The following is a 23,651-nucleotide window of genomic DNA, read 5'->3' on the forward strand; positions in this document are numbered from 1 at the left end:
ATGAGCACCGAGGTCACCTCTGCTGCTGCCGAGTTCGCTCGGCGGCAGCAGTCCCCCCTCCAGCGTGTGCAGCACCAGCTGCACGGTAGGCCGTGGTTGAGCCCGCTCTTCCTGCTCCTCGTCGCGTTCGTCGCGTTCTTCATCGGGTCGGCGACGTTCCTCACCGCCAGCTCGATGGGCATCCTGCTCCAGCAGACTGCGGTGGTCGCAGCACTTGCGGTGGGGCAGACGATCGTCATCCTCACCGCGGGTATCGACCTCTCGGTCGGCGCGGTCATGGTGCTCTCGATGATGGTGATGGCCACCCTGGCCAAGGACGGTGGCATGCCCGGCATCCTCGCCCTGGCCGTGGGGGTCCTGCTCGCCACGGCTGCGGGGGCCCTCAACGGCCTCCTCGTGACCCGGATCAACCTGCCGCCGTTCATCGTCACCCTGGGAACCCTGAGCGTCTTCACGGCCATCGCCCTGCTTTACTCCGGTGGTGAGAGCATCCAAGCGGACCACCTGCCGAGGCTGCTCAACTTCCTCGGTGAGGGATTCGGCATCGGTGATTTCCGGCTGACGTGGGGCATCATCGTGGTGATCCTCATCTACGCGGTGATGGGCTTCGTCCTGTCACAGACCGCGTGGGGTCGCTACGTGTATGCCGTCGGTGACGACCCCGAGTCGGCGCGCCTCTCGGGCGTGCCGAGCAAGCGGATCCTGTTGGCGGTCTACACCGTCGCGGGCCTGATCTACGGCATCGCAGCGTGGATCCTCATCGGGCGGGCCGGTGCGGCGACTCCCAACGCCTTCCCGGACGCCAACCTGGCCAGCATCACGGCCGTCGTGATCGGCGGCACGAGCCTGTTCGGGGGCCGAGGTCGCCTGGTCGGGACGCTGATCGGTGCGCTCATCGTGCAGACGCTCCAGTTCGGGCTCTCCCAGATGGGCGTCGACCAGCAGTGGCGCGTGCTGGCCACCGGCATTCTCGTCATCGTCGCGGTCGCCGTCGACCAGTGGATCAGGAAGGTGAAGGCATGAGCACTCCCACTTTGGAGGTCGCCCACGGCGGCGTGCCCGAAGGCAAGGAGGACATCTACGCCAAGGAGCCAGTCCTCTCGGCCCGCAAGCTGGTCATCACGTTCGGCCGCGTCGTCGGGCTGGACGGGGTTGACCTCGACCTCTACCCCGGTGAGGTGCTCGCCGTGATCGGCGACAACGGTGCCGGCAAGTCGACCCTCATCAAGTGCCTCACCGGCGCCTACGTCGCCGACTCCGGTGTCATCACCCTCAACGGCCAGCCGGTGCACTTCAAGAAGCCGCAGGACGCCCGCGAGGCGGGCATCGAGACGGTCTACCAGCAGCTGGCCGTCATCCCGGCCCTCGACATCGCGAGCAACCTTTACCTCGCCCGCGAGGAGCGCCGCAGGGGCCCGCTCGGGTCGGTGCTGCGGATGCTCGACAAGAAGGGCATGGAGAAGCGGGCCGGCCAGTCGGTGCAGGACCTCGGCATCCAGACCATCCAGAACATGAGCCAGGCGGTGGAGACCCTCTCGGGCGGCCAGCGCCAGGCCGTGGCGGTCGCCCGTGCGGCGGCGTTCGGGAGCAAGGTCGTCGTCCTCGACGAGCCGACCGCCGCGCTCGGCGTCAAGGAGTCCGGGATGGTGCTCGACATGGTCAAGCAGCTGCGTGACAGGGGCCTGTCGGTCATCCTGATCAGCCACAACATGCCGCACGTGTGGGAGGTCGCCGACCGCATCCACATCCAGCGGCTCGGTGGCCGCGCCGGCGTCGTCACGCCGCAGACGCACGACATGGGTGAGGGCGTGGCGATCATGACCGGTGCCAAGCGACTCGAAGGCTCGTCGTGAGCGGCGTCGTCGTCATCGGCTACATCCCGACCCCCGAGGGCATCGCTGCCTTCGAGCGGGCCAAGGACGAGGTGGTGATCGACGGCTCGACGCTGGTGGTGGTCAACACCGGCCAGAGCGGGAACTTCGCCGGGTCGACGTTCGCGAGCCCCGCGGACATCGATGCGATCGACGTCGAGCTCACCGGCGCAGGGATCGCCCACGAGGTGATCCAGTCGACCGATGAGGTGTCGCCCGCCGAGGCGATCCTGCGGGTCGCTCAGGAGAAGGACGCCCGGCTCATCGTGATCGGGGTGCGGCGTCGCACCCCGGTCGGCAAGCTCTTCCTCGGCAGCACCTCGCAACAGGTGCTGCTCGACGCGCCGTGCGCAGTGCTGGCGGTCAAAGCCGCCAAGAGCGGCTGAGCAGGCCCCACGACCTCGGTCTGGGCTCAGGTTCGAGCTGAGCCCAGACCGAGTACCACCGCGATCCCCAGAGCGCTGCGGGGGTCGTAGGCCGTCCGCCAGAGTCCGCCGTGGACGGCGCCGGCCGCCTCTTCGCGCCAGGGCGTGGTCGGCGCGTGGGGCGCCGTGCGCAGGTCGTGGACGAGAAGGGCAGCCATGAGCGTGTTGCTCGTGGCCGGCTCGAAGACCTCGATACCGAACCGGTGTGCACCCGCGTAGGCGCTGGCGAGCGCGCGGTTCTTGACCACCGACCGGGTCCTGGTCGGCGGTGCGACGTTGAGCGACACGGTGCGGCCGTCGCGTCGGGACACAGTCGCCCGCCACCGTTGGAGTCGTTTGGCGAGAGCGTAGTTCGGCCCCTGCTGCGGGACGAGGCTGTCGTTGAGTCCCGGGTCGGTGCCCGGCGCGTAGTTGCGTCGCAGCAGTCGCCCGCCGCTGACCGTCCGCAGCGCCGGTCGGACCAGCAGCATCGGCTTCGATGGCCCGCGATAGCTCCGGGTGGAGTGCTCGACGGCGTCGCCCGGCACCGCGAAGACATCGGTCGGAGTGGCCAGGAAGGCCAACGAGACATCAGCCCGGCGACTCATCAGCTCGACGCTGAGGGCGTCGACCGCGGTGGAAACCCGGACGTTGGTGGCGCCGTCGGCATAGACGTAGTTGCCGAGCACGATCGGCCCGTCCACTGCGGTCAGCCAGTCGGCGATGCTCGGGAGGCCGTGCAGGAGGTCGGCTCCGGCATGAACCCCGAGGTTGCTGGCCGACCACGCTGCGCCGGCCGCCACCGGTAGGTGCAGGGTGCCGGCGGACATCGCCGCCACGTCCAGGACGCGCTTCCAGATGTCGGGGCGAGGCAGGTCGACACCGATCACCTCACCGCCCCACGACAGGATCGAGCGCAGCGGTCCCATCTCGGCCCCGGCCCCGAGGACGACGACCTGCTGGTCGCGGAGGTCGAGCCAGTCCGGGTTGGCCATCACGGTCCGGACCGCCTCGGCTGCCGACGGCTCGATGATGCCGCGCACCGTCCAGTCGTCGAGCTTGCGGCGCAGCGCGTCTCCGCGCAGTCGTTCGCCGTGCAGCGGGACGCTCAGCGCGGTCGCGCGCTCCCCGGTGCCGCGCACGGTCGCCGTCTCCAGCGGGGTGCCCCCGCCGGCGGCGAACGCGTCGCTCAGTGCCACCTCGTCGCCGGCCGCGGTCGTCGCCCGCATCCGGGAGTGCAACGAGTCCAACCCCGCATGAGCCACGTCGACGGCTGCCTCACCGTCCCGGAGCAGCCCCGCCTCGACCATCCGCTTGAAGTGGGTCAGGTACCCCTGGCGCCAGTTGGTCTCGCGCTCCGCGGCCTGCGCTCCGACCGGGTCGACCCCCCGGAGCGCGTCCGCCACGACGGCGCGACCCAGGGCCGACGTGCTCCGCTTGCCGTCGACCTCCGGGAAGACCACTCCGCGGGGTTGGTGGGGGTTGCTCTGCGCCATGCCGCGAGTATGCCGGGTGGCTCAGGGCGCGACGACCTTGAAGTCCGCGTTGGCCCGGTTCCCGGTGACGACGAGCCGTCCGGTCCGGCTGAACCGCTCGCGACTTCCGTCGCGGAAGTAGTTCCACGTCACCCAGAGCTGGCCGTCGTTGCTGCGGAAGGGGGCCATCGCCCCGGGACCGCGCTGGTTGCCGGGCAGCCCGTGCACATACATGTCTCGGGGGAGGTGGTCCTGCGGGCCGGTATAGGCGAACACGGCCTTGCGCGGTCCCGGGATCGGCGTGCACATCGCGTCGCTGAGCCGCGCGCCACACCACGCGATGCCGGTCGCGTAGTAGTTGGTCGGCCACGAGTTGCCCGAGTAGAAGAGGTACCAGCCGTGGTCATAGAGCAGCGCAGGGTTCTCGATGACGGTCACCCCTGCGCCATCGCGGTAGTGCGCCCACGCGAGTTCGTTGCTGCGCATGATCACGCGAGGGTTGCTTGCTCCACTGACCCGGTGGTGCTCGTCGAACTTGAGCAGCATGACCGACAGTGCCGACTCCGGCCCGTCGGCCCGTTGGCCATCACGCCAGGTGAACCACACGCCACCCTTGGGACCGGTGGCGACGTCGGCGTCCAGCGCCCACCGGTCACCCTTGGTCGGGCACACGAGAGGCGTGGCCGCAGGGGTGAACGGCCCCTTCGCCGTCGCCGACCAGGCGACGCCGATGCACTTGCGGCCGTTGTCGTCTCGGTGGGTTGCTGTGTAGAGCAGGTAGTAGCCGCGGCCGGTGGCGTCGGCCCGGTAGAAGGCCGCCGGGGCCCAGACCCCCGACCCCGGCGCGACCCAGGCGCCGGTGCGCGGCAAGGCGTCGCCGTTGATCCTGGCCGAGGTGGTCGGCACGTTGGCGTCGCCGTGGATCGTGAACGGCACCCGGTAGCGGCGCCCACCCTCGCTGGCGCTCGCGCCATAGCTGATGAACCGATCGGAGTCGGGCAGCGCCATCGTGTCGACCCCGGGATACCGCAGGTCGTCGCCCTCGTCACTGCCCTGAGCCGCGGTCGCCCCCTTGGCACCGCTGCCGGTCCTGTCCCCGTCACCCTTGGCCTTGCCGGCGGCGTTGCTGTTGCCCTTGCCGTTCCCCTGGCCCTTGCCCGTTCCCTTGCCCGCGCCGTCACCCTTGCCGTTCCTGGTCTGGCCGGCCTTGGTCTGGCCGGCTCCGCCGCCCTGCCCGTTGCCGCTGTTCTTGGACTTGTCCTGCTGGTTGCCCTGCTCTCGGCCGTTCCCTTGGCCCTGACCCTGGCCGGGTCCCTGACCTTGGCCCTGACCGTTTCCCTGGCCTTGGTGCTGCTCGCCGCGCCCGCCGCCGCCCTTGCCGTTTCCCTGGCCCGCACCTGCGGCGGCGACGCCGGTGGTCACGACCAGGACTGCGGCGGCGAGGACGACGACGCCCTTGCTGAGTCGACGTGTGGACATGGTGTGCTCCGATCGGTGGTTGGTGTCGCCACCGATCACACCGCGGGCTGCCGCCGCCGTCGATGGGGAGCAGTCCCCGCCGGCATGGCTGTTCAGCTCGTGGCGTCGGTCAACCGTTGAGCGATTCCCTTTGCGGCAGAACGCAGCTCGGGCCCGTTGACGATGCGGAAGGGCACCGGCAGGACGGCCAGCTGCTCGGCGTACCAGGTGGGGTTGCTGGTGCTCCCGACCAGGCGGGTGGACGTCGGACCCACCTCCTCGATGCGCCCGAGCGCTCGCGGCAGGATGTCCGCGACCCTGTCGAGCGTCGCCTCGATGAGTACCTCGGCGTCGTACTCCCAGCCCGCCGCGAGGTGGTCGTCGAGCTCGGCGACGGGGTCGAGACCTGGCGGGGGAGCGAAGGTGGGCTCGAGGACCGTGGTGGCGGTGACCCGGTCGATGCGGAAGGCGCGGCGGGCACTGGCGACATGGCTCCAGCACAGGAGGTACCACCGGCCGTGGCGGATGACCACCGCCCACGGGTCCACCTCCTGCGACCACTCACGGCCGGCCTCGGTGCGGTAGCCGATCCGCACCCGGCGTCGGTCGACACTCGCCTGGACCAACGTCGTCGTGATCTGCGGGTTGGGCCGCGCGGCGCCGCGGTCCGGCGCGGGGGCTGCCGCGCGGCGCACTGCCTCGGCCTGCGCGGCGATGGGCTCCGGGAGTGCTCGGACGATCTTCCCGAGGGCGCTCCCCGCCGGGTCGGTCGGGTCGGCGGCCTGGTGGTGCCCGTCGAGGACGGCCATGACCAGGGCGAGCGCCTCGGCCGCCTCGAACATCAAGGGTGGCAGTCGCAGTCCGCGCCCGACGCGGTACCCGCCGTACGGACCACGTTCGGACTCCAGGGGTATGCCGGCCTCCCGCAGGATCGCGACGTACCGCCGGGCCGCGCGTTCGGTGACGCCCAGCCGCTCGGCGAGGCGACCGGCGGTGATCCCGGGAGCACCCTGGATGAGCTCGAGGGCGAGCAGCGCGCGAGCGGTGGGACTCGTGTCCGGCGAGGCCATGCCCGAGATCTTAGGCAGAACCGGAAGCGCAACGTCCGGAACGGTCTCTAGCGTGCTGGCCATGGCTACGACGGACACGGTGACAGAGACTCCCTGGGAGCCGCCGCTGGCCGGCATCGAGACAGCAGCCCTGCTCGGCGCGCTCGACCGGTTGCGCGCCACGTTCCGCTACAAGGCGGACGGGCTCGAGGCCGACGGGCTCAACTCCCGCATCGGCCGCTCGACCCTGACTCTGGGCGGCCTGCTCAAACACCTCGCCTCCAACGAGGACTACAAGTTCACCGTCCAGATGACCGGCGCACCGATGGACCCGGCGTGGGACGACAACGGCTGGGACGGCAACAACGACTGGGAGTTCGAGTCGGCCGCGACGGACTCGCCCGGGGACCTCTACGCGTTGTACGACGGCGCCGTGGCCCGGGCCCGCACCAGGGTCGCCGAGGTGCTCGCCGACGGGGGCCTGGACCGGTCGGTCGAGGCGCACGACGACGAGGGCAACCACGCCAACCTGCGCCGACTGCTGTTCGACATGGTCGAGGAGTACGGCCGCCACACCGGTCATGCCGACCTGCTCCGCGAGGCGGTCGACGGCCGGGTCGGCGAGGATCCCCCGCCCGGGTGGCAGCCGGTGTCGGGCGCGTGGACCTGGCCGGTCCGATGAGGCTCGAGGACTACGACGCCAGCCACAAGGACCAGACCTACCGTGGGGTCGACTTCGGTGCAGCCACCTTCGACGACTGCCTCATGGAGGGGGCCCGGTTCAAGAACGTCGACCTGCGCGGGGTGGTGATCCGAGGGGCCTGGGTCGAAGCCGAGATCACCGGGGAAGTGGGTCGTCTGACCGTCAACGGGGTCGACGTGACCGACTACGTGGAGGCCGAGCTCGACCGCCGCGAACCAGACCGCACCAAGATGCACCCGACCGACCCGACCGGGTTCCGTGCGGCCTGGGACATCCTCGAGCGGCGGTGGGCGCAGACCTTCGAGCGGGCGGCTCGGCTCACGCCAGAGCAGCTGCACGAGCGGGTCGACGGCGAGTGGTCCTTCATCGAGACCCAGCGCCACCTCGTCTTCGCGACGGACGCCTGGATCCCCCGGGCCCTCCTGGGGGACCCGTCCCCGTGGAGCCCGCTCGACCTGCCGCACGACGACATGGCCGACATCCCCGAGGTGCCGTGCGACCGTTCCGTGCGCCCGTCGCTCGACGAGGTGCTCGCCTTGCGGCGCGACCGGATGGCCACGATGCGCCGTGTCGTCGACGGGCTCACCGACGAGCAGCTCGCCGGAAGGACGACACCGGTGACCGAGCCCGGCTACCCCGAGCCGCGCGACTTCGAGGTCTCCGACGTGGTCGGCTGCATCCTCAACGAGGAGTGGTACCACCACCAGTACGCCACCCGCGACCTCGCGATCCTCGAGAGTGCACGACACGCTGACGCGGCCCCCTGACGCCCAGCGTGTCGTGCACTCTCGAGCTGGGGGAGACCGCGAAAGGTCCGGAACCAGCACGGTTCCGGACCTTTCGTCGTATGCCGGTCAGCCGGCATACGAGCTAGCTCACCGACGTCACTCGACGCCGAGGCGCGCCTTGAGGCCGTCGAGCTCGACCTGGAGCTGGGTCGGCAGGGTGTCGCCGAACTTGGCGAACCACTCCTCGATCTGCGGGATCTCGGCCTTCCACTCCTCGGGGTCGACCTTGAGGGCGGCCGCGATGTCGGCATCGCTCATGTCCAGGCCGGACGTGTCGAGCGACTCCGGGGTCGGCACGTGGCCGATCGGGGTCTCGACAGCGGCAGCCTTGCCCTCGAGGCGCTCGATGGCCCACTTCAGGACGCGGCTGTTCTCGCCGAAGCCGGGCCACAGGAAGGCGCCCTCCTCGTCACGACGGAACCAGTTGACGTAGAAGATCTTCGGCAGCTTGGAGGCGTCGGCGTCCTTGCCCAGGTTGATCCAGTGCTGGAAGTAGTCGCCGGCGTTGTAGCCGATGAACGGCAGCATGGCCATCGGGTCGCGGCGGACGACACCCACGGCGCCGGTCGCGGCAGCGGTCGTCTCGGACGAGAGGGTGGCGCCCATGAAGGTGCCGTGAATCCAGTCACGCGACTCGGTCACCAGCGGCACGGTCGTCTTGCGACGGCCACCGAAGAAGATCGCCGAGATCGGGACACCCTTGGGGTCGTAGTACTCGTCCGCGAGGATGTCGCACTGCTCGATGGGGGTGCAGTAGCGGCTGTTCGCGTGGCTGGACAGCTCCTCGGAGTCGGGCGTCCAGTCCTGGCCCTTCCAGCTGGTGGCGTGGGCGGGCGTGTTCTCCAGCCCCTCCCACCAGATGTCGGTGTCGTCGGTGAGGGCCACGTTGGTGAAGACCGAGTTGCCCTTGTTGATGGTCTTCATCGCGTTGGGGTTGGTGTGCTCGTTGGTTCCGGGGGCGACGCCGAAGAACCCGAACTCGGGGTTCACGGCATACAGCCGGCCGTCCTCGCCGAACCGCATCCAGGCGATGTCGTCGCCGAGGGTCTCGACCTTCCAGCCCGGGATGGTCGGGGCGAGCATCGCGAGGTTGGTCTTGCCGCAGGCGCTCGGGAAGGCCGCCGCGATGTAGTAGACCTGCTGCTCGGGGGAGATCAGCTTGAGGATGAGCATGTGCTCGGCCAGCCAGCCCTCGTCGCGGGCCATCACCGAGGCGATGCGCAGCGAGTAGCACTTCTTGCCCAGCAGGGCGTTGCCGCCGTAGCCGGAGCCGTACGACCAGATCATCCGCTCCTCGGGGAACTGGACGATGTACTTCTCGGGGTTGCACGGCCACTTGACGTCCTGCTGGCCCGGCTCGAGCGGGGCGCCGACGGAGTGCAGTGCGGGGACGTACTTGGCGTTCTCGCCGAGCTCCTCGATGCGGCGCAGCACGTTGACGCCGGTGCGGGCCATCACGCGCATGGAGACCACGACGTACTCGGAGTCGGTGATCTCGACGCCGAACATCGGGTTCTCGGCCTCGACGTGGCCCATCACGAAGGGGATGACGTACATCGTGCGGCCCTTCATGCAGCCGGCGTAGAGCCCGCGCATGAGGTCCTTCATCTCGTTCGGGTCCATCCAGTTGTTGGTGGGCCCGGAGTCCTTCTCGTCCACGGAGCAGATGTAGGTGCGGTCCTCGACCCGGGCGACGTCGGTCGGGTCGGAGGCTGCGTAGAAGCTGTTGGGCTTCTTCTCCTCGTTGAGGCGCACGAAGGTGCCGGCCTCGACGAGCTTCTCGGTCAGGCGGGTCCACTCGGCGTCGGAGCCGGTGACCCATTCGATGTGGTCGGGGGTGGTCATCGCTGCCACCTCGTCGACCCAAGCCTGCAGGCCGGCGTGGGTGGTGCCGCCCGCTCGCTGGTCGGTGTGCGTCGCCTCGGTCGTCATGTGATCGGCCGTCCCTTTCGCCCGGGTGAGTGACCCCCGGATCAATGAGGTGATGCGTCCACCGACGCGGGCCCGAAGACGCCGTGTCCACATGGTGAACGCTTCTGATCTGGTCACCGTACGCCGGGCTACGCGCCAGTAGATACCGCGCGGGCTGTAGATCGCTCGTGAAAAGCCTCACAACCGACGGGTAGGTCCGTGGCGCTTGCAGCCTTCTTGCAAACGTTGCAAGAAACCCTCGGAATCCGTTGCGTTTCTTGCCTTTCGACTTCAGGGTGTCGCGCCGGCTCGTGGTCGGCCGTCGGGTGCGTGCGGCACCGCATGCCTCGTTCCCGGCCTCCCGCGGCGGGGTAGGCCGCCGGGTGCTCGCCCGGCGCGCGCGGCATTCCGATTTCGTGGCCGCGGGGATCAACCGGTAGTCTTGCCCGTCGTTGCTCTGGGTGATCCCACAAGGAACCTCAGGGCAGCATCTGCGCCCGTAGCTCAACGGATAGAGCATCTGACTACGGATCAGAAGGTTAGGGGTTCGAATCCCTTCGGGCGCACTCTGTGTTGAGACAGACGATCAGGGCCCTGACCAGCGGAGACGCGGTCGGGGCCTTGCTCGTGCCGGACACCGTTTAGGCTGCTTGGTTCGTTCGATGGGCCCAAAAATGGGCTCAACAATGAGAAGCCGGCCACTCCCGTCGTGTGGGGAGACTGGTGGTGTGCCCCAGTCCTCGCCGGTCCCCGAAAGGGGACCTGCCGTGCCGTCCCGTGACCACCAGACGGCTCCGGCCCGGCCTCTGTCGGCATGAACACAGCAACTGCCCACCGGGCCACTGAGGACACCCAGCCCACGCTCCTGTTGACCCTTGGCGAGGTCGCTTCGCACCTGCGGTGTACCAGGCGCAGCGTCGAGCGTGAAGTAGCACGCCGTCACCTGCACGTTGTTCGCATCGGCCGCTCCGTCCGGGTCGAGCGACGGGAGCTCAACCGCTACCTCAGGTCCCTGAGGGAGCCGGATGAAGGGTAGACGGCGACTCTCGGCTGAAGAGACCACATCGTCCAAATATCGTGGAGCCGACGGTCGCTGGCACGCTCGGGTGACCATGGGCACGCGATTGGATGGCCAGCCGGATCGCAAGCACATCAGTCGAAGCGCCAAGGGTGAGCTCGACCGGGCAGTCCGCGCGCTAGAACGGTCCCGGGACACTGGCCAGTACACATGGACAGAGTCCGACCCCGCTCTCGGTCAGTGGCTGGAGCACTGGCTCGAGAACGTTCTCCCCTCCACGGTCCGGTGGAAGACGCTGTCTACGTACAGAAGCCAGATGCGAGTTCACATCGTCCCTGCTTTGGGGTCCATTCGACTGAGCTCGTTACGCCCGGAAACTCTCGAACAGCACTATCGCCGGATGCTGGACGCGGGCAGTTCGGCCAGCCTCGTCCACGCGGTCCACCGTGTCCTCCGATCCGGGCTGAACGAAGCGGTTCGGCGGCAGCGCCTGGCATCGAACCCGGCCATGATCGCTCGACCACCACGCGTCCCGTTCACGGAGGTCGAACCGCTCACCCGCAGCGAGTGCCAAGCCATCCTGCAGGCCGCGCGGATTGGGCGGAACGGGGCGCGCTGGTCCGTCGCACTGTCCCTTGGCCTGCGTCAGGGTGAGGCACTCGGCATCACCTGGGCCGACATCGACTTCGCCAAGTCGACCCTGCAGATCCGCCGAGCCGTCCAGCGCCGTACGTGGGAGCACGGCTGCATCGTCGAGGGCACGCGAGCCCCGACCTGTGGCCACAAGCGGGGTGCCGAGTGCCCCGGCCGCCGCAACGGCGGCATCCAGCTGGTCGAGACCAAGACCAGGGCGTCGAGAAGGACCATCGCCCTGCCCGCTCCCTTGGTCGATGAGCTGCGGACGCACCGGGTGCGCCAGGCGGAAGAGCGGCTGGTCGCTGGCGAGCTCTGGCATGCCGACCCGGACCTCGTCTTCCCCGACGACTTCGGCCGCGCCATGGATCCCGCGCGGGACTGGCGCGAGTGGAAGGCCTTGCTCAAGGAGGCCGGGGTTCGCGACGCACGACTGCACGACGCCCGTCACACGGCGGCGACCCTGCTGCTGATCCAGGGCGTCGACCTGCGCACCGTGATGGCGATCATGGGGTGGACGGAGATGGGTACTGCACAGCGGTACTCGCACGCCGTAGATGAGTTGAGAGTGGAGGCGGCACGCCGGAGGGGGGAGTCGTTGTGGCCGGCACAGACGTCGGATGCGACGTCCGTGCGTGGTTGAGCAGATGTTCGTGCCCGACGCTTGAGCGCACCATGGATCTGTCCGAGGAGTAGCCGTGGTCGCACGTCGCCTCAGCGACAGCGACGGCTGAACGCGTCCAGCAGGTCGGTGAGGGGAGGCGCGAGGAGCCTCACATCCCTGTCGTAGATCCGACCTCTGTCGAGCCGATCAGCGAGGTCGTGAAGGAGCTCCGACCAGTCCGCGACATTTCGCGGAGTGACGCAGGGGACGGCTTGCACCTCTTTGGCCGCGGTGAAGGTGCGCACTACCTCAACCTCGCGATCGAGAGCCCAGACTCCGCAGCCCGTCTCTGCTCCCATGCGCGGTGCCGGCAGGTGGCCGAACACCATTTCGGGACGCGCCCCCGCGCGGGGATCGCGACAGCGATGTCGCACCATCCACACTTGACGATCCCGCCAGCTGCACGCCGACTGCGTGCCTTTGCCGCTCGCATGGGAGTCGTTACGACGCGCCTCTCTGCCGTTCCCCGCACTGACGTTGCTGTATCCAACGTCGGACTTCGCTCGGCTTGCCACGTCGCGGCTTGAGACAGTTCTCGCGCCATCTCTCGACTCCTCCTCTCGCTGCATTCCTAATGCTGCGAGCCGTGCAACGGGCGGACACTTGGTCCCGGTTGCAGGTAGCGCGTTTCGTCACAACGACTGACGCACCGGCCGAGAATGCATGAGGTGTGTGGGACATGGGGTTGGCTATTTCGGTGGGGGTACGACGGCGACGAGGGGTGGGGAGGGCGGTGTGGTGATTTCGGGGGGTGACGGTGACACCAAAGGGGGCGGAAGACTGTGAGGATCGCCGTTGCAGCCTGATGGTGATGGGCTGTGGGTTGGCGACTGCGGGTGTGACCTCCGGAAGGACTGGCTTTCGCGCCTTGGTGCGACGTGTCCGCTCGTGGTCCCCGGCCCCGGCCCGGTCGGAGGAGCTGGCCTGATCAGGAGCTTGACCACCTGGCGTTAGCGGCGCCGGATGTGTCTCATCACAGTCCTGCCGAGCCTCCGTCCCGGACCGGGACCACGTCCCGTCCGCGAAGGAGAGAACGCATGAACAGTCTGACCGATCTGCGCGAGGTGGTCGACGTCGTCATCGGCGTCGACACCCACGTCCACACCCACTCCGCGGCAGTCATCGACAGCGCGAACGGTGGTGTCCTCGGCGAGATCACCGTCGAGGCGACAGCTTAGGGCTATGCCGAGCTGGTGGAGTTCGCCAACAACCACCCGATGCTGCGGGCCTGGGCGATCGAAGGGACCGGTGGCCACGGCGCCGGTCTGAGTCGTCACCTGCTGGAGATGTCGGAGCTCGTCATCGAAGCTGGACCGTCCGAAGCGGGCTGCGCGTGGCAACGGCGCGAAGTCCGATCCGCTCGATGCGATCCGCGCTGCCCGTGAGGCGATGGCGCGACCGCGGTTGGGAACACCCCGCGCCGGGGGCGAACGCCAAGCCCTGTCAGTGCTTTTGGCTGCTCGCCGCTCAGCGATCAACGCCTCCACCGAGGCGCAGCTACAGGTGTTCAGCCTCGTGATCGCTGCGCCGGAACCGATCCGAGTCAGGTTCCGCGGCCAGAAGCTCGCCGCGATGCTCAACACTGCCGCCAAGCTGCGTGTTCAGTCAGCGTGGGACGTCGAGACGACCAGCACTGTCGTCGCGCTGCGGACCTTGGCTCGTCGGGCCCACGCGATGCTGAAGGAGGCACGGGAGCTGCAAAAGGAGATCCTGGCCATCATCCGCGGCTGGCGCCCTGACCTGCTCGAGGAGTTCGGGGTCGGCCCGATCGTGGCCGCGACGGTGTTGTGCGCGTGGTCCCACCCCGGCCGGATCCACTCCGAGGCGGCGTTCGCGATGCTCGCCGGCGTGGCGCCCATCCCGGCCAACAGCGGCCAGGTCACCACCCGTTATCGGCTGAACCGTTACGGCGACCGGCAGCTCAACACGGCACTGCACACCGTGGTCCAGAGCCGGATCCAGTACCAGCCAGCCACCCGCGACTACGTCGCTCGCCGCACTGCCGAAGGCAAGACAAGCCGAGAGATCAAACGATGCCTCGCCCGCTACGTCGCCCGCGACCTCTATCGCCTACTCGAAAACCAGGCCACAACTGCTTGACGAAGCATAGGAGCGTCGCACGCTCCAGTCGGCCTCCGCACCGCTTATGTGTCGGCGCTTTCACCCACCTCCGCCACCTTCTTATGGGCTCGCGTGGAGGGGACTGGAGGGACCGCGATTGTGGCAATGCAGACTTGCATCTCAATGCCACCGAGCTCAGTGTCGACCCCACTTGGCCCGGAGGCGGCCCTACGCACCCCAACTGTGGCACTCCATTCGAAGGCCAGTGGGGGGCGGAGTTACCGCGACGAGGCCTGCAAACAGCATGCTCAGTGCGTGCGTCACGCGCGCGGAAGTTGACTGTCTACAGCGGAATTGACGCCATGCCCGAAGACGTCCGATACGCGACCCAGATCCAGTTTGCCGACGCATTTAGCGGTTTTTATGGAATAGGCGCGAAGGCATATCGGAAAGTTTGGAGCGCAGGCCCCTATCGCGGCGGAAACACGCCATACACAACCTTCATCTTCTTCTCATCATCGTCGGCGCAGGCTGCCTGTCATGAAGAAGTCAGAAGGGCATCAGTTCACCGGGAGTTCGCTGGTCGCGACCGGCCTGCTTGTTGTTGCGGTTGCAGGTTGCTCGGGAACTCCCAGCCCGAGCCAACAGAGTTCGGCCAGCACCCAGACCACCTCCAGCTCACCGTCCGGGTCTCCGTCGACGACGAGCTCGCCGACCCCCTCCGGCAAGAACGTGGCGCCTGTCCCGGTGGAGCACAACCCTCCTGGGGACATCCCTGACAACCTGGCCTTCGTCATGTACACGAACAAGGCTGGTGGCTACTCGTTCACGCATCCTGAAGGGTGGGCCGAAACCGGCTCGGGCGTCCGGGTGCGGTTCACGGATAAGCTCAACGGCGTGGCCGCGGACGTCGTTGCTGCTTCGCACGCGCCCACCGTCGACAGCGCCCGTACGGCTGACGTCCCGCGTCTCAAGAGCTCAGTGCCGGCGTTCGAGCTGCGCGCCATCACCACGGTCACGGTGCCTGGCGGGAAGGCTGTCCGCATCATCTTCAGGCGCAACTCGGACCCGGACCCCGTGACGGGCAAGGTGTACCGCGACGAGGTGCAGGAGTACCTCGTCTACAGCTCGGGCCACCTCGTCCGGATGGACCTGTTCGGTCCTGTCGGAGCTGACAACGTCGACGCCTACCGCACGATGTCGCAGAGCCTGAGGATCCGGTGAGTGCTCCAGCGGTCGACACCGAGCCGGCGCCGACTGACGGGTCCGCTTCGGTTCTGGAGGCGCGCGGACTGCACCGGTTCTTCCGCCGAGGCGGTGAGGAAGTTGCTGCGTTGCGGGACGTCTCCGTGAGACTGGGGGCCGGCGAGGTCGTGGCAGTCATGGGCCCATCGGGGTCGGGCAAGTCCACGCTGCTCAACCTGCTCGCGGGCCTCGATGACCCCGATGGTGGCTCAGTGCACGTGGCGGGCGTGCCAGTCAGCCACGAACCCGCCAACGTCCAGGCGCGCCTCCGTGGTGAGCTCATCGGGGTGCTCACCCAGGCCAGCGGGCTCGTGGAACACCTCAGCGTGTTCGACAACCTCCGGCTGGCAGCCTCGTTCAGGGCGCATGCGAGCACCGCCCCCGAGCTCCACGGGTTGCTGGAGAAGGTCGGGCTTGCGCACCGAGCCGGAGCGCGGCCTTCCACCCTGTCGGGTGGCGAGACCGCGCGCGCCAACCTGGCGGTGGCCCTCTCCGGCGGACCGCGGCTGCTCCTGGCCGACGAGCCAACCGCCGAGGTGAGCACGAGTGAGGAAGCCCTCCTGCTGCACCTGATCCGCGACCTCCTGCCCGCCGACGGTGCGGCGCTCCTCGTGTCGCACTCGCCGCGGGTGGCGGCGGCCACCGACCGGGTCCTGCACCTGGTGGACGGGCGCATCGCATGAGCACCACCGAGGCGGTGCTGGTGTCGGTGAGAGCGCTGATGATGCGCTACGGGAGCACGACCACCCTGGAGGACGTCGACCTCGATGTCCCCGCCGGTGCAGACATGGCACTGACCGGCCGGTCCGGCAGCGGAAAGACCACCCTGCTCCTCGTGATCGCGGGCCTGCTCGTTCCCACCCAGGGGACCGTCACCTGGCCGGGTCTGGACGGCAACCCCCGGGTCCGGCGCGGCCAGATCGGGATGGTCTTCCAGGCACCTGCGCTGATGCCGGAGCTCACTGCCCTCCAGAACGTCACCCTGCCCCTTCGACTGCGGGGCGTCGACCGGCCCACTGCGGAACGCGATGCGCTGGAGGCGCTGGTTGCCGTCGCAGCCGCCGACCTGCGTGATGCCCTCCCCACGCAGCTCTCCGGTGGGCAACAGCAGCGCATCGCCATCGCCCGGGTGCTCGCCGGACGGCATCGACTGGTGCTGGCCGACGAACCCACCGGAGCTCTGGACCGCGCCCACGCGTTCGAAGCGGCCTTGGCGCTGCGCGACGGCGTGGCAGCCGTCGGTGGGGCCCTTGTCCTGGCCACCCACGACCCAGAGCTCGCCGAGCTCTTCGACCACCGGGTGGCCATCGTGGACGGCTCGGTCCGTCACTCCGTGAGGACCTCATGAGAACAAGCCGCTGGCTGACCGGGCTCGTCCGGCGTCGTCCCTTCGAGCTGCTGGTGGCCGCAGTCAGCATCATGCTGACCGTCGCGTTCGTCGCCTCGCTCGGGGCCTTCGTGACCCAGAGCCACGCCGCCCTGACGGTGCGCGCAGCAGCATCTGTGCCGGTCGACTGGCAGGTGCAGGTCACGCCGCAGGGCGACCCAGCCGCCGTCGAGCGACAGGTGCGCAAGGTGCCAGGTGTCCGGGTCGTCGAGGACATCGCCTTTGCACGGGTCGACGCACTTCAGTCGTCGGGCCCGCAAGGTTCGCGAAGCACAGGTGCGGCCTACGTCGTAGCCGTCTCACCGGCATACGCCACAACGTTTCCCGGGGAGGTGCGACACCTGCTGGGGTCCACGTCCGGCACGATGCTCTTCCAGCAGACGGCAGCCAACCTGGCCGCCGAACCGGGCGCTCGCATCAGCGTCCGCACCGCCTCGGGAGCCAAATCCCTGACCGTCGACGGGGTCGTCGACCTGCCCGCCGAGGACTCGCTCTTCCAGGTAGTCGGCTTGGCCCCCGGCGCAGGCGTCAGTGCCCCGCCGGACAACGTCGTCCTGGTCACGCCAGAGGTGTTCAGGTCGGTGGTCGGCAGGACCCCGGTGGTGCACCAGATCCACGTCGGCTTCGCCCACGGTGGACTCCCAGCCGACCCGCAGGCGGCGACGGTCGCGGTCCAGGGCCGTGCCAACCACTTCCAGGCGGCCGTTGCCGGCGGCGCCCTGGTCGGCGACAACCTCGGCACGGCGTTGAGCCAGGCCCTCGAGGACGCGCGGTACGCGAACCTGCTCTTCCTGCTCCTGGGACTGCCCGGGCTCGCCCTGTCGGCCGTGGTCGCGGCCTTGGTCGTCTCGCTGCGCTCAGACCGCCGACGACGCGAGGTCGCGTTGCTGCGCTTGCGCGGCGCGACGCTCAGCCAGATCCTGCGGGTGCTGGCCGGCGAGGCGCTGGTCGTGGCCTTCATCGGCGGGCTCCTGGGGGTGCCGCTGTCGCTGCTGGCCATCAGGCTGGCGCTGCCCGCGGGGACGACCTTGTCCTTGGGGTGGATGGCATCGGCCATCGCCGGCGGCGTCGTCCTGGCCCTTGCCACGCAGACCGGACCGGTCGTCGCCCTGGCGTTCGGCAGGGACCGCACCGGCGTCGCTGCTGAGGCGTCTCGGGGCCAGCGCACTGGTTCGCCGTGGGCGCTGCGCGCGGGTCTCGACGTCATCCTGCTGGCGGGAGCAGCGCTGTCCTTCGCGCTGACCTCTCGCAGCGGCTACCAGGTCGTCCTCGCGCCGGAAGGGATCCCCCAGACCCAGATCAACTACGGCGCGCTGGTCGGCCCAGCGCTCGCGTGGCCGGGACTGGCCCTTTTGGTATGGCGCCTCACCGCCTGGACCACGGGGCGGCGCACCGGCCGGTGGTCCCGTGCCGGCGCCGGCGCAGCCCCCGAGCTCGAGGCCGCCGCGTTGCGGCACCGTCGGCGGGTGGTCGCGCGCGGGGCCGCGGGGCTGGCGGTGGCGCTTGGCCTGGCTGTCTCGACCGCGACGTTCACCGCGACGTACGACGCCCAGGCGCGGCTCGATGTCGCCCTGACCGTCGGCAGTGATGTGGCGGTCGTCGAGCCGCCTGGAGCCACCGTCGGCCCCGACGCCGCCGCGGGGATTGCCAGGACCGCGGGGGTCGATGCCGTGGAACCGCTGCAACATCGGTTCGGCTACGTCGGGCCGGACCTGCAGGACCTGTTCGGGGTCAATGCGAGCAGCTTTGCCAGGGTTGGTCCCCTCCAGGACGCTTTCGTCCCCGGGTCAACCATCACCAAGACTCTCGCCGCCCTGCAGGCGAGACCGGACGGGGTGCTCCTCTCTGCCGAGACCCTCCACGACTACCAGCTGCACCCCGGCGACCTGATCCGTATCCGGCTGCAGAGCGGGCGAAACCGTGCCTACCGACCGGTCGACTTCCACGTGGTCGGACAGGTCACGGAGTGGCCGACAGCCCCCAAGGACAGCTTCATCGTCGCCAACGCCTCCTACATCGCCCAGCGCACCGGGTCCGACGCGGTCGGCACGTTCCTCGTCTCGTCGAAGTCACCCGCCGCGACCGCGGCAGCGTTGCGGGCCAACCTGGCCGGGACGACTTCCGGTGCCCGCGTGCAGGACATCTCGTCGGCCGGCTCCCACGTGACCAGCGCGTCGGGGTTGGCCGGCACCGACCTGTCCGGCCTGTCGCGCCTCGAGCTCGGCTTCGGGGTCCTGCTGGCCCTGGCCTGCTCCGGACTGGCACTTCTCGGCGGCATACTCGAACGACGACGAGCGCTGGTGCTCCTGGCAGCGCTCGGCGCCACGCCCCGTCAACGGGGCCGGTTCCTCGCTGGTGAGGCGCGCGCCATGGTCGTGGCCGGTGTCCTCGGCGGTGCGGTGACAGGTGCGACCATCGCCTACATGCTCGTCAAGGTGCTCACCGGAATCTTCGATCCGGCGCCCGCGTCCGCCACCGTGCCGTGGGGATACCTGGCGCTGCTGCTCGGCGTGGTCGCCTTCGTCACGGCCACCGTCGTGTCCGGAGTGGGCCGGCTCGTCGCCAGAGCAGGCCCCAGCCAGCTGAGGGACCTGTGACCCTGCGGGGCGCCTTCCCTTCGCACCACCAGCAGCGGGCCACGGCACTGGAGGGCGTCCGGTGAAGCTCCTGGTGATCGAGGATGACGTGCGGATGGCCGGCCTGCTGCGTCGCGGGCTGGCCCAGGAGGGCTGGTCAGTCGACGTGGTGGGGGCCGCCGCGGACGCCCGCCACGCAGTCGCCAGCACCCCGTACGACGTGGTCGTCTGCGATGTCGGGTTACCCGGCCCCGAGTCGGGACTGGACTGGTGCCGCTGGTTCCGATCCGCGGGGCACTGGACTCCAGTCCTCCTTCTCACCGCCCGCACAGAAGTGAGCGACCGGATCTCCGGCTTGGACTCCGGCGCCGACGACTACCTCGGGAAGCCGTTCGCCTTCGGCGAGCTGGCGGCACGTCTGCGAGCACTGCTGCGGCGAGGCGAGACCGAACGACCGACCCAGCTCGCCAACGGTGAGCTGGTACTTGATCCGGCGGAGCACCGGGTCCGCTGGCGACAGCAGATGATCGATCTGTCGCCACGCGAGTTCGCTCTCCTGGACTACTTCCTGAGGCGTCCCGGCGACGTCCTGCGCCGGACCGACGTCCTGGACCACGTGTGGGACTACGCCTACGACGGAACCTCGAACGTCGTCGACGTGCACGTCATGTCCCTGCGAAGGCGACTGGAGCAGGCGGGCTGCCCCGACGTCATCGAGACCGTTCGCGGAGTCGGCTACCGGCTGAGAGTCCTGCCATGAGGTTCGCTCCGATCGCGAGGACCGCTCGGACCGCCAGGTTTGCTCCGACCGCCCTCCGTCAGCGGCTGGTCCTGGGAGGCGTCGTCGTCGGGCTCGTCTTCGCCGCCCTGTTCGGAGCGGTCGCCACGTGGCGTATCCATCATGTCGAGGACCAGGCCATCACCGCCGCCCTGCAGAACCGCATCCAGCTCGCGCGCGACGAAGTCTCCATCGACGGCTCCTTTGCCCCCGGCGGCGGCAGCCCCAAGACCGACCTCGTCCAGGTCATCGGGCCGGACGGGAAGACCCGTGGGACCAGCCTTTCATTGGCGGGGCTGCCGCCACTGACTGATGTCGGGGCGGTCCGCTCGGCACCCCGGGGTGTGCAGACCCGACTCTCCTTGCAGCAGCCAGACATCGACCTGGCCGTCCTGGCCGTGCCTCTCCGGTTGAGTAGCACCAAGGACTCGCCGGCTGGCATGGGTGCGCTGGTCGTTGCCACCGATGCCGAGGGTTTCAATGCGGCTTCCTCCGACCTCACCACCTTGCTCATCGGGGGGCTTGCCTGCGTCGTCATCGCCATCGGCTCCCTGTCGTGGGTGCTGACCGGCCGCGCTCTGCGCAGCGTCACCCGGCTCACCGAGAGCGCGGAAGCTGTTCAGCCCCGGGACCTGGCTGCCGGCTTACCCATACCCAGAGGGGACTCCGAGCTCGCTCGGCTGGTCGTGGCACTGAACCGGATGCTGGCGCGGCTCGACGAGAGCCACGCCGCCGAACTCGCCTTCGCCGCCAACGCAGGGCATCGACTGAGGACTCCAGTAGCCACCCTGCGGGCGGAGGCCGAACTCGCCCTTCGCGAGACCGACCCCGCCGAGCTCACTGCGGCCCTCGAACGCGTCGTGCACGACGCGGACCAGCTCACCTCCGTCGTCGACCGCATGTTGGCCCGCAGCCGCAGCCGCAGCCGCGCCCGTGACCGCGGTCCGCAACCTGTCCTGGAGGTCCTCGCCGACGCCAGACCACGCTGGCAGCGCCAAGCCAGCCTCGTAGACCTCGAGCTCACCGTCCGCATCGACGATCGCGTCACCGCGCAGACCCAGTGTGTCGACCTGGTCGAGGTGGTCGACCCGATCGTCGACAACGCGGTTCGGCACACACCCCCGGGAGAAACCGTCGACATCGACATCCGGCCCAGCGACGCGGGTCCGAACCTGCTGTCGGTATGCGTCTCCAACACCGGCGAGCCAGTCCCCGCCGACCTCGCCGCCCACGTGTTCGACGCCTGGGTCAGCAGCCGGGACGCGAGCGTCGCTGGTGGTTTGGGCCTCTGGTTGTCCCGCGAGACCGCACGCGAACAAGGCGGGGACGTCTTCCTCATCGAGGATGCCGGATCGGCCACGACCTTCTGCGTGGTCCTTCCCACCACGGACACCATCAGCTGGCTCAGCGATCGCCCATCATGGTGGCCTACGTGAAGGACCCAAAGCCGTCCCGCCCCGTGGCAGCGGTCGACACCGTCAGCCGGGCCTGCCCTGCCACGCGCCGCCCCCGCAGCCAAGGCTCAGAAGTAGAAGGGGGTCAGACTGCCTGGCTGGGTCGCCATGACCACGGTGGCCGACTGCGGTCCGACAGGCGGCGGAATGACGCACCCAGATCCGCACTCTCATGCCGATGAGCGGTCGAGTCGCAGAGCGACATGGCATGCTGCGCGTGTGACCGCCCAGGACGCGCTTAGGGCCGCGCCTCGCGACCATCTTGGACCCGCTGCGCGCCGCCACGGCTACAAGGGGTCGCCTCCAAACTGGCGCAAGTCTTCTCCGGCCGGAGACTGGGCAGTTGTCAATGTTCAGTCTTCGTCGTTCAGCAGCGCTGAGCATCTTCGGTGCGTGGTGAACCTCGCTTTTGCACCCGAGCCGTGGCTGAGGTGGGAGGCCGCGAAGCTCGGTGCAGGCCTGCCCAAGTCGGTCGCAGAGTCGCTTGGGCTGTACAGAGCACGTCTACACCCGGAGGGAGCTCCAGAAGGCGCCGACGGCTGGTGGGACGTCACCCGTGATGAGACGGCCAGCGTCGCGGTGGCGGACATGGTGGCGCAGCTGGACCGGGCCGGTTGGCCCGTGCTGGAACGCATGTTCTCCCGGGACGCCATGCTGTCCCGCCTGCATGGCGGAGACCTCGGCATGATGAAGCGCTCGAACTTTGGAGTCTTCTTCGCCCGCGCCGAGGCTCTCATGCTCATGGATGCTGGCCCGTCCGATGCGTTGGAATCGAAGCTCGACTATGCGCTGAGCAACGTCATGTCGAGCCAGCGTGACCATGCCGAGCGATTCGATGCGTGGGTCCGTGCTCAGGCGGCCAAGGCGTGAACTGAACAGCACTCTCATGCCGCGAGTGGCGCGGAAGACAGCGCGCCGCCACGCGAGCGGCTCTACGCTTCGAGCATGCCTGAGCGGATCATGTACCTCCAGCTCAAGACCGGGTACAACACCGACCGCGGGCCAGCCTGGATCGCTCGAGTGCGATTCACGCGTACCTGGCGGACGGCAGATGTACACGGGCGAACCCTGGCCCGAGTCACCGGCACGGCGCGAGCCAACTTCGACTCGAACTTCTACGACGTGGAGACGGGCGAGGAGTTTTGGATGTCTGGCCCCAAACGCGATCGAACTGATGGGCGATACACAAGCCAGGAGCCACATGTCGACGAAGATGTGCGCGGCGAGTACGCGGCCCTTTCTGGCCGGCTCACCGCTGCCTGGTCGAGAAGCCGGGTAGCTGTCAGGGCTGAACGCACTCATCTGCCGCGATCCGGTCGTGCCGATGAGCGGGGTCAGGTGGTTGACTGCTGTCGCTCAGCCTCAGCCCGCAATCCCCTTGGCCAGGCATCTACGAAGGCAGCCATTCGCGGATGCCAAACACACGAGTCCTCAACAAAGGAGATCGCGACCGCGTTCTCCAGGTTCGCTTCACCGTCGCGGAGCGCCTCGTCGAGCAGGTGGAGCACAGCCATGGTCGCCGTGTCGTCCTGGAGGTTGTAGAAGGCCGATATCACCCAGCGGCGTGCATCTGCCATGAGCACATGAAGCAGCAGCTCGCCGTCATGGTCAGCGAGGTGCTCATCGACAAGCGCTTGGAGACGAGGCGTGGCGTCAGCAAGCTGCCGAACAAAGTCCGCCGAGGTCATTCGGTCGCCGGCCATGCGTCACAGCATCCCCCACGGGTGCCTTAACCCACGCGCGGACATGCCGCGGAGAGTTCGATCGGAACTGCCGATGAGCGAGCGGCCGTGACGGGTACCTAGCGCGGTGTCCCAAGCACTGCGTCGAGGCGAATGCGCCAATCCTCGTCGCCGAGTCCTGCCCCGACGAGGGCGTCCCTCCAGTCCGAATGGGCGAGTTGCACCCACTGCTGGAAGACGTGCCAGTCGCCGCCGGTCCTGATCACCAAAGACGCCTGGATGCGCTCCGGGACCTGGCCGCCAAACACTCCGTCCGGCAGGTCGCGGAGTTCTTCGAGCACCTTCTCCGAACTGCCCGTCGGGAACTCGCTCTCGACCCAACGCATGAGCCGTTGACTGACCTCCATGATCGACAGCGTGGCTTATCTTGCGCCGTTTCGCAGCAGATCCGAAGCGACCTCTCATGCCGCCGAGCGTGCTGTCGGGCGTGCCCA

At 68.8% G+C, this 23,651-nt stretch carries 23 protein-coding genes, 1 tRNA gene and 1 pseudogene; 19 read left to right on the forward strand and 6 right to left on the reverse strand.

Going from position 1 to position 23,651, the window contains the following annotated elements:
* Genes EAH86_RS11365 through EAH86_RS11375 form a run of 3 tightly spaced genes read left to right on the forward strand, consistent with a single transcriptional unit; the run spans position 1 to position 2,257 of the window.
* On the forward strand, positions 1-1,023 hold the full coding sequence (locus tag EAH86_RS11365; RefSeq protein ID WP_140740624.1) for an ABC transporter permease: 1,023 nt from the start codon (positions 1-3) through the stop codon (positions 1,021-1,023).
* The gene (locus tag EAH86_RS11370) at positions 1,020-1,853 is read left to right on the forward strand and encodes an ATP-binding cassette domain-containing protein (RefSeq protein ID WP_140740627.1); all 834 of its coding nucleotides are present in this window, start codon (positions 1,020-1,022) and stop codon (positions 1,851-1,853) included. Before EAH86_RS11365 ends, EAH86_RS11370 begins: the two co-directional genes overlap by 4 nt.
* Positions 1,850-2,257: a universal stress protein gene (locus tag EAH86_RS11375; RefSeq protein ID WP_140740630.1), complete on the forward strand. Its 408-nt coding sequence runs from the start codon at positions 1,850-1,852 to the stop codon at positions 2,255-2,257. Before EAH86_RS11370 ends, EAH86_RS11375 begins: the two co-directional genes overlap by 4 nt.
* 26 nt (positions 2,258-2,283) lie before the next feature.
* On the opposite strand, the gene EAH86_RS11380 is transcribed toward EAH86_RS11375, so the two are convergent.
* The 3 genes from EAH86_RS11380 to EAH86_RS11390 form a co-directional block, all read right to left on the reverse strand.
* A complete protein-coding gene (locus EAH86_RS11380; protein WP_140740633.1) occupies positions 2,284-3,771 on the reverse strand; it encodes a hypothetical protein in 1,488 nt (495 codons plus the stop codon).
* Positions 3,772-3,792: 21 nt separating this feature from the next.
* The gene (locus EAH86_RS11385; protein WP_140740636.1) at positions 3,793-5,229 is read right to left on the reverse strand and encodes a family 43 glycosylhydrolase; all 1,437 of its coding nucleotides are present in this window, start codon (positions 5,227-5,229) and stop codon (positions 3,793-3,795) included.
* Positions 5,230-5,321: 92 nt separating this feature from the next.
* Positions 5,322-6,278 carry a helix-turn-helix transcriptional regulator gene (locus EAH86_RS11390; RefSeq protein ID WP_140740640.1) on the reverse strand — a complete coding sequence of 319 codons (957 nt, stop codon included), beginning with the start codon at positions 6,276-6,278 and terminating at the stop codon, positions 5,322-5,324.
* 61 nt (positions 6,279-6,339) lie between these two features.
* Here EAH86_RS11390 and EAH86_RS11395 point away from each other — a divergent pair, with 61 nt between their 5' ends.
* Together EAH86_RS11395 and EAH86_RS11400 are read left to right on the forward strand one after the other, a co-directional pair.
* The gene (locus tag EAH86_RS11395; protein ID WP_140740643.1) at positions 6,340-6,939 is read left to right on the forward strand and encodes a DUF664 domain-containing protein; all 600 of its coding nucleotides are present in this window, start codon (positions 6,340-6,342) and stop codon (positions 6,937-6,939) included.
* Positions 6,897-7,727, forward strand: coding sequence for a DinB family protein (locus tag EAH86_RS11400; protein WP_241668322.1), 831 nt, complete (start codon positions 6,897-6,899; stop codon positions 7,725-7,727). Before EAH86_RS11395 ends, EAH86_RS11400 begins: the two co-directional genes overlap by 43 nt.
* Positions 7,728-7,844: 117 nt before the next feature.
* On the opposite strand, the gene EAH86_RS11405 is transcribed toward EAH86_RS11400, so the two are convergent.
* Complete coding sequence (locus EAH86_RS11405; protein ID WP_140740646.1) at positions 7,845-9,680, reverse strand: phosphoenolpyruvate carboxykinase (GTP); 1,836 nt, start codon at positions 9,678-9,680, stop codon at positions 7,845-7,847.
* A 472-nt stretch (positions 9,681-10,152) separates the two neighbouring features.
* Here EAH86_RS11405 and EAH86_RS11410 point away from each other — a divergent pair.
* The 14 genes and pseudogenes from EAH86_RS11410 to EAH86_RS11465 all read left to right on the forward strand — a co-directional run bounded on the left by EAH86_RS11410 (position 10,153) and on the right by EAH86_RS11465 (position 22,345).
* Positions 10,153-10,225: transfer RNA gene (locus tag EAH86_RS11410), tRNA-Arg, on the forward strand.
* 248 nt (positions 10,226-10,473) lie between these two features.
* Positions 10,474-10,695: a helix-turn-helix domain-containing protein gene (locus EAH86_RS21020; RefSeq protein ID WP_140740648.1), complete on the forward strand. Its 222-nt coding sequence runs from the start codon at positions 10,474-10,476 to the stop codon at positions 10,693-10,695.
* A 76-nt stretch (positions 10,696-10,771) separates the two neighbouring features.
* Positions 10,772-11,059 (forward strand): annotated as a pseudogene (locus EAH86_RS21025) (hypothetical protein); the annotation flags it as partial.
* A gap of 126 nt (positions 11,060-11,185) precedes the next feature.
* Positions 11,186-11,953: a site-specific integrase gene (locus tag EAH86_RS20820; protein WP_241668323.1), complete on the forward strand. Its 768-nt coding sequence runs from the start codon at positions 11,186-11,188 to the stop codon at positions 11,951-11,953.
* A gap of 1,058 nt (positions 11,954-13,011) precedes the next feature.
* Entirely contained in the window at positions 13,012-13,152 is a 141-nt protein-coding gene (locus tag EAH86_RS20630; protein ID WP_206665804.1) for a hypothetical protein, read from the forward strand.
* A 15-nt stretch (positions 13,153-13,167) separates the two neighbouring features.
* The gene (locus EAH86_RS20635; protein ID WP_206665805.1) at positions 13,168-13,359 is read left to right on the forward strand and encodes a hypothetical protein; all 192 of its coding nucleotides are present in this window, start codon (positions 13,168-13,170) and stop codon (positions 13,357-13,359) included.
* A 61-nt stretch (positions 13,360-13,420) separates the two neighbouring features.
* On the forward strand, positions 13,421-14,074 hold the full coding sequence (locus EAH86_RS20640; protein ID WP_206665806.1) for a transposase: 654 nt from the start codon (positions 13,421-13,423) through the stop codon (positions 14,072-14,074).
* Positions 14,075-14,575: 501 nt separating this feature from the next.
* Positions 14,576-15,259, forward strand: a complete 684-nt coding sequence (locus EAH86_RS11435; RefSeq protein WP_140740657.1) for a PsbP-related protein — start codon at positions 14,576-14,578, stop codon at positions 15,257-15,259.
* On the forward strand, positions 15,256-15,963 hold the full coding sequence (locus tag EAH86_RS11440) for an ABC transporter ATP-binding protein (protein WP_140740660.1): 708 nt from the start codon (positions 15,256-15,258) through the stop codon (positions 15,961-15,963). The genes EAH86_RS11435 and EAH86_RS11440 overlap by 4 nt, the downstream gene beginning before the upstream one ends.
* Positions 15,960-16,628, forward strand: coding sequence for an ABC transporter ATP-binding protein (locus EAH86_RS11445; protein WP_140740663.1), 669 nt, complete (start codon positions 15,960-15,962; stop codon positions 16,626-16,628). The genes EAH86_RS11440 and EAH86_RS11445 overlap by 4 nt, the downstream gene beginning before the upstream one ends.
* Complete coding sequence (locus EAH86_RS11450) at positions 16,625-19,264, forward strand: FtsX-like permease family protein (protein WP_140740666.1); 2,640 nt, start codon at positions 16,625-16,627, stop codon at positions 19,262-19,264. Before EAH86_RS11445 ends, EAH86_RS11450 begins: the two co-directional genes overlap by 4 nt.
* A gap of 61 nt (positions 19,265-19,325) precedes the next feature.
* The gene (locus EAH86_RS11455) at positions 19,326-20,003 is read left to right on the forward strand and encodes a response regulator transcription factor (protein ID WP_140740669.1); all 678 of its coding nucleotides are present in this window, start codon (positions 19,326-19,328) and stop codon (positions 20,001-20,003) included.
* Complete coding sequence (locus tag EAH86_RS11460) at positions 20,000-21,457, forward strand: sensor histidine kinase (RefSeq protein ID WP_140740671.1); 1,458 nt, start codon at positions 20,000-20,002, stop codon at positions 21,455-21,457. The genes EAH86_RS11455 and EAH86_RS11460 overlap by 4 nt, the downstream gene beginning before the upstream one ends.
* A gap of 165 nt (positions 21,458-21,622) precedes the next feature.
* Positions 21,623-22,345, forward strand: a complete 723-nt coding sequence (locus EAH86_RS11465; RefSeq protein ID WP_241668335.1) for a DUF4304 domain-containing protein — start codon at positions 21,623-21,625, stop codon at positions 22,343-22,345.
* A gap of 464 nt (positions 22,346-22,809) precedes the next feature.
* Here EAH86_RS11465 and EAH86_RS11475 read toward each other — a convergent pair whose 3' ends face one another.
* Together EAH86_RS11475 and EAH86_RS11480 are read right to left on the reverse strand one after the other, a co-directional pair.
* Positions 22,810-23,178 carry a DUF7674 family protein gene (locus EAH86_RS11475; protein ID WP_140740677.1) on the reverse strand — a complete coding sequence of 123 codons (369 nt, stop codon included), beginning with the start codon at positions 23,176-23,178 and terminating at the stop codon, positions 22,810-22,812.
* 98 nt (positions 23,179-23,276) lie between these two features.
* Positions 23,277-23,564, reverse strand: coding sequence for a hypothetical protein (locus tag EAH86_RS11480; protein ID WP_140740680.1), 288 nt, complete (start codon positions 23,562-23,564; stop codon positions 23,277-23,279).
* Between the last annotated feature and the right edge of the window lie 87 nt (positions 23,565-23,651).

The organism is Pedococcus bigeumensis, assembly GCF_006438965.1.
Taxonomy (GTDB): Bacteria; Actinomycetota; Actinomycetes; order Actinomycetales; family Dermatophilaceae; genus Pedococcus; species Pedococcus bigeumensis_A.